Annotated in this window: 7 protein-coding genes; 5 read left to right on the plus strand and 2 right to left on the minus strand. The window is 65.4% G+C overall.

Annotation, left to right across the window (positions count from 1 at the left end; all coding sequences use genetic code 11):
- Window positions 1-138: 138 nt before the first annotated feature.
- Complete coding sequence (locus F8S09_RS13455; protein ID WP_227978689.1) at window positions 139-414, plus strand: VOC family protein; 276 nt, start codon at window positions 139-141, stop codon at window positions 412-414.
- A 47-nt stretch (window positions 415-461) separates the two neighbouring features.
- On the opposite strand, the gene F8S09_RS13460 is transcribed toward F8S09_RS13455, so the two are convergent.
- Window positions 462-1,385, minus strand: coding sequence for a MerR family transcriptional regulator (locus F8S09_RS13460; protein WP_152872001.1), 924 nt, complete (start codon window positions 1,383-1,385; stop codon window positions 462-464).
- A gap of 55 nt (window positions 1,386-1,440) precedes the next feature.
- Between F8S09_RS13460 and F8S09_RS13465 the strand changes: the two genes are divergently transcribed.
- The gene (locus F8S09_RS13465; protein WP_152872002.1) at window positions 1,441-2,331 is read left to right on the plus strand and encodes a DUF2268 domain-containing protein; all 891 of its coding nucleotides are present in this window, start codon (window positions 1,441-1,443) and stop codon (window positions 2,329-2,331) included.
- A gap of 218 nt (window positions 2,332-2,549) precedes the next feature.
- On the plus strand, window positions 2,550-5,486 hold the full coding sequence (locus tag F8S09_RS13470; RefSeq protein ID WP_152872003.1) for a Tn3 family transposase: 2,937 nt from the start codon (window positions 2,550-2,552) through the stop codon (window positions 5,484-5,486).
- Here F8S09_RS13470 and F8S09_RS13475 read toward each other — a convergent pair.
- On the minus strand, window positions 5,465-5,923 hold the full coding sequence (locus F8S09_RS13475; RefSeq protein WP_152872004.1) for a metallophosphoesterase family protein: 459 nt from the start codon (window positions 5,921-5,923) through the stop codon (window positions 5,465-5,467). The two genes, F8S09_RS13470 and F8S09_RS13475, sit on opposite strands and share 22 nt — an antisense overlap.
- Window positions 5,924-5,989: 66 nt before the next feature.
- Here F8S09_RS13475 and F8S09_RS13480 point away from each other — a divergent pair, with 66 nt between their 5' ends.
- Entirely contained in the window at window positions 5,990-6,373 is a 384-nt protein-coding gene (locus F8S09_RS13480; RefSeq protein WP_194165347.1) for a DUF559 domain-containing protein, read from the plus strand.
- Between the two features lie 44 nt (window positions 6,374-6,417).
- The gene (locus tag F8S09_RS17715) at window positions 6,418-6,891 is read left to right on the plus strand and encodes a P-loop NTPase family protein (protein WP_194165348.1); all 474 of its coding nucleotides are present in this window, start codon (window positions 6,418-6,420) and stop codon (window positions 6,889-6,891) included.
- Window positions 6,892-6,956 lie beyond the last annotated feature (65 nt).

Raw genomic sequence — 6,956 nt, forward strand, 5'->3', positions numbered from 1 at the left:
GCTTGAGACCTCGTGACACCCCGCCGGGAGTTGCTCCCGTGAGCATTCAATTCAATCACGCCATCATCGCCGCCTCTGACCGCCACACGTCGGCGTTGTTCTTCGCCCACCTGTTCGGTCTCCTCCTGGGGACCCTTTGTGAGCGTCGTCCTCGAAGAAGGCGTCCACCTCCAGTTCGCGGAGCCGGGCGTACCAGAGATTCAGATGCAGCACTATGCGTTCCTGGTAGACGACGACACCTTCGACCAGGTCTACGGACGGATGCAGTCGAGTGGCCTTGAGCACTGGGCTGATCCGCAGGGCACGCTGCCCGGGCAGATCAATCGGCACCACGGCGGGCGTGGTGTGTACTTCAAAGACCCTGCTGGGCACGGTTTGGAAATCATCACGCGCCCCTACAGTTCGCCGCGCTGAAGCGGTCAGTCCGAGTTGCAACGCAAACGGCGAAGTCTCGGGCAGGCTCAAGGAGAAGCGGCCTGTGCCAACGCGTCGAGTAACCAGCGTATCCCCTGGGCGTAGACCGGGGTGTACGTCCAGCCTTTGAGGTGAGCCACCAGCCTCCAGTACCGGTCCATCCGGGGATCGGAGACGGACTGCATGTACTCCAGAAACCAGCGGATGAACCGGCGGTCAGGCTGACGGCCCATCATGAGGGCGAGCGTTTCCAGGGATGCCCTCAGTTGGGCCTGGGCCACAGCGTCCGCCGGGTCGCGCTGCTCCTCCACCGCCCCCCGCCCCAGGATCAACAGGGCCTGGACCGCGTTGCCCCAGGCCTCCACCTGCTCGGTCGGCACTCCCGGCACCGGCCGCGTCTGATTCCCCAGGGTTCGCTGGAAGCCCGCGTCGGTCACCAGCTCCGCCAACTCCAGCCAGGATTCCAGTTGCTCCTCGGTAAGCTCTTCGGGCAGGTCTTCCACCGCCGCCCGCCACACCTCAGGGTGGCCGGTCTGCCCGTCCATGGCGCGTTTCAGGTGGGTGGCCAGGAAGGTCTCACGCTCCAGTGCCCCCAGGCGGGCCAGGTTCTGGAGTCGGCTGAGCCGGGTCAGGATGAACTCCGGTTGGCCGCGCAACACGGCCCGCAGCAACACCTGCTGGCGTTGCAGCGCCCGCTGCTGCATCTCCAGGACTTCTAACTGCAAAGAGACGGCCTGGGCGGGGGAGCAGGTACCTTCCAGCAGACCCGCGATGGTCTCCAGATCGAAGTGCGCTCCCCGCAGTGCGCGCAGCAGTTCCAACCGGGTGCAGTCCTCCTCCGAGTACAGGCGGTAACCGGAGGGACTGACCCGGGTGGGGACCAGCAGGCCAAGGCGGTCGTAGTGACGCAGGGTTTGCACACTCACCCCGGCGCGTTTCGCCACCTCGCCAATCGTCAGCAGGTCAGCCACCGCTTGACTCTACAACCGTTGTAGACCTCAGGCTGTCTGGTGGAGGTACAGAACCATGACCGTTCAGATCATCGACACCCTGGCGGGTCAAAGAGCCGCCCTGGAAACGGGGTCGCTCGACCTTTTCCGAAGCCGGGTGATGGAGCCCATCGCACCGTTCTGGCAGACCATGCTCAGCCGCCGACCCGTAGGCGAGGGGAGTGCTGACCCTGCTCTGGAAATGGCGAGTGCCTGGGGATTCTACAGCCCGCTCGATGACCGCGAGGCGGGCCTGGAGGCCATCGCCGCGTTCGAGGCGGCCGGGACAGCGCAGCAGTGCGCGGACGCGGTGCAGCGGGGATTCAAGGCCCTCGACCCGGGCAGGCACGGCTTCGAGGTGAACCCGGGGTTCGCGTTCCTGCTCGGCCATCTGCGCGTGCTCAAAGGCGATTATGGGGCGTACACCGGAGCCCACACGCCGACCTTCGCGATGGTGATGGGCTGGCCCGATCCCGTGGGCACGCCGCGCTTGCCAGTGGCGGCGGCACACGAACTCAACCATGCTGTGCGGTTCACCTACGAGCCGTGGACACCGGAGACCACCGTCGGGCAGTACATGGTCGCCGAGGGACTGGCTGAGGCCTTCGGGGTCGAGGTGCTCGGTGATCCGGGCCTGGTGGGGCCGTACTCGGCGGCCCTCAGCCCCGAGCAGCTTGCGGCAGTCAGACCACGCTTTCGGGACGCGCTGGACCTCAGCGGCTTCCCTGTATTGCAGGGCTACATTTTCGGTGATTGGGCGGCAGAGCAGTTCAACTATCCCAAACAGGGTCTGCCGGATTACGCGGGCTACTCCATCGGCTATGAGGTCGTGCAGGGCTACCTGAAACATACGGGACGGTCCGCGGCGGAAGCGACGTACGTTCCGTGGCGTGAGATTGTCGAACAGTCAGGGTATTTCGAAGGGTAGCGACATCAGGCTCTTTCTCCGCCAGGGCAGGCGGAACAGTGAGGCTGTGGGGCAATCACCACGTGGATTGTCCACCCACGCCCTGGGTGTGACGGTCGCTTCAGCGTTCCAGGTGCGCCAGTGAGCCGTCTTGCACAGGCCGATGCCACTCACGCTCAGCAGAGGTGGCCTCGACCGCTCAGGAGGAAGGCTCGTTCGTGGCCCCCAGTCCAGCCTGCTTGACCAGAGCGCAGCGCGAGCAGTTCACGCGCTTTCCCCCACTCGACGAGCGCACCCTCTCCCGGTACTACCTCCTCGACGATACCGATCTGCGGCTCGTGCGGGAGCGGCGGCGGGACTTCAACCGGCTCGGCTACGCCGTACAGCTCACGGTGCTGCGTCACCTGGGGCGTGCCCTGCGCCCCAGCGAAACACTGCCCGAGATCGTGCTGGTCTCCCTCGCCGAACAACTGTGGGTGGACCCGGCGTGCTACGCCCGGTACGCCACCCGCGACCCGACCCGGCACGAACACTTCGCGGCCCTATGCCAGCAGTTCGGATACGTGGAACTGTCCCGTCGCCTGAACCACGAGTTGCGGGACTGGCTGATGCCGCTCGCGGTCGTCACCGACCAGCCTTTTCCCCTGATGAGCGCCCTGATGGACGAGCTGCGACGGCGCAAGGTGTTGGTGCCGCGCTTCAGCGTGCTCGAACGTCTCGTGCAGGCCGCGCGTGTCCGGGCCGACCGGCATACTTACGGCCTGCTCAACCTGCCGCTGAAAGGCGACCTCGCCGAGAAGGTGGACGCCCTGCTGGGGCCACAGGGCGCCGAGCCTGTTTCTCGGTTCGCATGGCTGGGTCGGCCCGTGGGCGCCCCCAAGGCCAAAAACGTCCTGGCACTGCTCGACAAGTTGGCCTTCGTGCGGACCTTTCCCGTCCAGAGCAACCTGCGCGCCTTCCTGCCGCAGAGCCGTCTGGAACACCTCGCTGAGGAGGCGAGGCGCTTAAGCGCCTCGCACCTGGGCGATTTCGAGCCAGGGCGGCGGCGGGCGACACTGATGGCCTATCTCTTCGACCTGTCGGAGACTCTGACCGACGCCGTGCTCGACATGCACGACCGCGTGATGGTGGGACTGCTCCGAGATGGCGAACGGGAAGCGGCGGAGGCGTTCGGGCAGCAAGGGCCGCCGCTGGTCGAACAGTTCGGCACCTTCCGGTCGGTCTGCGCGGCGGTGATCGCCGCGCGTGAGCAGGGCGCCGACCCCTACCAGGCCATCGAGGCGGTGGTGAACTGGCAGCAGCTCGTCGAGACCGTGCGGGAGAGGGAGGTAGTGCGCGCCGAACAACTCGACCCGCTGCACCATGCCCTCAAGGGGTACGCCAAGGTGCGGTCCTACGCGCCGCGAATGCTCGCGGCGTTCACCTTCCATGCCGAAGGAGCGGCTGCGCCTCTGGTCGAGGCGCTGGGGCTCCTTCGCGAGATATACGCCGCGAACAAGCGGACGCTACCCGAACACGTGCCCATCAGCTTCGTGCGGCAGAAGTGGGCGGGGCAGGTGTTTAGAGACGGTGCCATCGACCGCCGGGCCTATGAACTGTGCGTGTTGGACGAGTTGCGGCTCGCGTTGCGAGCCGGGGACGTGTGGGTGGCCGGGAGCCGCAAGTACAAGGACCTTGACGCCTACCTATTGCCGCAAGGCGTGTGGCCACGGCGCCTCCCCGAGTTGGGGTTGAGCCTGCCCGAGACCTTCGACGCCTTCTGGGCGGTGACCGAGCCCACGCTGCAAGGACAGCTCCGTGAAGTCGAGGGCTTGCTGGCCCAAGGGGTGTTGTCGTCCGTCACGGTGCGGGGACGGAAGTTGAAGATCGGGAAGACCCCGAAGGCCGTACCCGACGAGGTAGAACCCCTGGAGCGGCTGTTGAGCGCGCGGCTCCCGCGCGTGAAGATCACCGACCTGCTGCTGGAGGTGAACGCCTGGACCCGCTTCACAGGCGCTTTTTTGAACCTGCACAGCGGCAAGGGCGTGGAGCGGCACGATCACCTCCTCACCGCAATCCTGGCCGATGGGCTCAACCTCGGACTGACCAAGATGGCCGAGGCCTCGCCCGACCCGGGCGTGACCGCCCGGCGCCTGATGTACCTCTCGGATTGGTTCATTCGCCCCGACTCTTACGCCGCTGGACTCGCCGAACTCGTCAACTTTCAATCCAAGCTGCCCCTGGCCGCCCTGTGGGGCGACGGCACGACCAGCAGTTCCGATGGGCAACGCTTTCCCACAGGTGGGCGCGGCAAGACCTTCGGGCACTTGAACGCGAAGTACGGCCGGGAACCGGGCGTGCTGTTCTACACCCACCTCAGCGACCAATACGCGCCTTTCCACACCAAGGTCATCACGGCGAATGTCCGGGACGCCCTGCATGTGCTAGACGGTCTGCTGTACCACCTGTCCGAGCTGAAGATCAAGGAGCACTACACCGACACCGCCGGGTACACCGAGCAGGTCTTCGCACTGTGCCACCTGCTGGGCTTTCGCTTTGCTCCACGGATTCGGGATCTGGGCGAGACGCGGCTGTACACGCCGGAAGTCGCTTCGGCTTACGGTCTCCTCGAACCGCTGGTGGCCCAGCGGCTCAACCTGCGGCTGATCCGTGAGCACTGGGACGAGTTGCGGCGGCTCACGGCGTCCATCAAGGCGGGCACGGTGACCGCTTCGCTGATCCTGTCCAAGCTGGCCTCGTACCCCCGCCAGAACGGGCTTGCCCTGGCTCTCCGTGAGTTGGGCAGGGTGCAGCGCACCCTGTTCACCCTGGAGTGGCTGCGCGACCCTGACCTGCGGCGGCGGGTGTTGGTGGGACTGAACAAGGGGGAAGCCCTGCACGCCTTGAAACGGGCGGTGGCCTTTCACCGCAACGGGGAGATTCGGGATCGTTCCTTCGAGGCCCAGATCAACCGCGCCAGCGGTCTGAATCTTGTCACCACCGCTATTGCCGTGTGGAACACGGTGTACTTGGGGCGAGCAGTGGACGCCATGCGTGCCGAGGGACAGGACGTGCCGGATGACCTGTTGGCGCACGTGTCACCGCTGTCGTGGGAACACATTGGGCTGACGGGTGACTACGTATGGCGGCCAGAGACCGTGCCCGGCGAGGGCGCCTACCGGGCGCTACGTGAATAAAAAGCGTGCAGGACGCTCTTTTTCCTTAACGTAGTAGGATTCGCCAATCTTGTCGTAGGCCCCTCCACCAGCAGGGAGGATTGGAGTCGGCCGAGCGGTGAGCCGTCCTCGGCCCGGAGGTTGGCAGCCAGCAGGGTATAGGTCGCGCGCTCGGTCAGGCGCGTCAGGGCCGCTGGACCGTAGGAGATCCACAGGTCGTTCCCCAGCGTCTGGACGGTGACCCCCGCCGCCGCGAGCACGGGCGGCAGGGCGACGCCGCGGGTCAGGCGGCACTCCTCGAACCGACGGTCGAAGGCGTCGCCCGCATCCCAGCGAAAGACGGTGCGCCCCGCGGCTTGCGCCTCCGTCTGGACCTGCCGCGCCATGGTGGTGAGCCGGGACAGGGCGCCGAGGCGCCCGTGAATGTCGTTGGAATGGAGGAAGGTCAAGGACCACACGTTCGCAGTGTAGAGGTGCGAACTCGTTGACGGTTTGCCCAAAAGGGCCTTGCTCTGGGGTTGCCATTGAAATGCAGGAGGCAGGGGGCAGTCATCTATGCCGAGTTCTGCTCGCCAGCGTGCACCGAGGCCTACAAGGTCCAGCTCGCGCATCTGCGGGCCAGTCACCTCGAACAGGTCTATGGGGAGCGGCTGTGCGACGCGGGCCTGGCCTTCGTGCCGCAGTACCCGCTCGGCCCCTACGTGGTGGACCTGGCCTTCCCGCAGGTGCGGTTGCTGGTGGAGGTAGACGGCGAGGTGTACCACGCTGGTCCCCGAACACAGATGCACGATGATTGCAAGGACGCCCTGGCCGCTGTCGGAGGCTGGTGCCTGTTGTTGGGCGAACGTCTCGAAGAGGCCGTTCGCTGGGTGGTCGAGGCATTTCAAGGATGGGAGTCTTCGTCCTGAACCGACTGACCGGGAACAGGGGTTGACAATCAGCGTCCGGGGGCGTGATCGATGTCCCCATGCTCTTCGTCGCCGGAGGGCATGGCCACGACGTATATCTTGTACGCGGAGGAGCGGCCAAACACGTTGTTGATATCGTTGCTGCCGTGAAGCGTGTTCTTGTGATCGGCAGTCCCGGCGCTGGGAAGAGCACATTTTCCATCCAGTTGGCTGCGAAGACGGGCCTGCCGCTCGTCCACTTGGATGACGTCTATTGGAAGCCCGGCTGGGTACGGCCGGCCAAAGCCGAATGGGTGCACCTGGTCGAACAGTTGACCGCCGCAGATGCTTGGATTCTTGATGGGAATTACACCAGCACCCTGAAGCAGCGTGCCGCGCTTGCAGATGAAGTCATTGTCCTGAGGTACTCGCGCCTCTTGTGCCTGTACCGCGCGGTCACACGGGCCTTGTTCAATCGGTACTGCTCCAGGAAATCCTTCAAGCAGCGTTGCGAGACTTCGCCGCTTCCAGCAGCTTAGCCCAGGGGCAGGCGTACCCCAGAGCTGAGTGAAGCCGGACCTGGTTGTACCAGTCACGAAATTTG

The organism is Deinococcus terrestris (genome assembly GCF_009377345.1).
Classification (GTDB): domain Bacteria; phylum Deinococcota; class Deinococci; order Deinococcales; family Deinococcaceae; genus Deinococcus; species Deinococcus terrestris.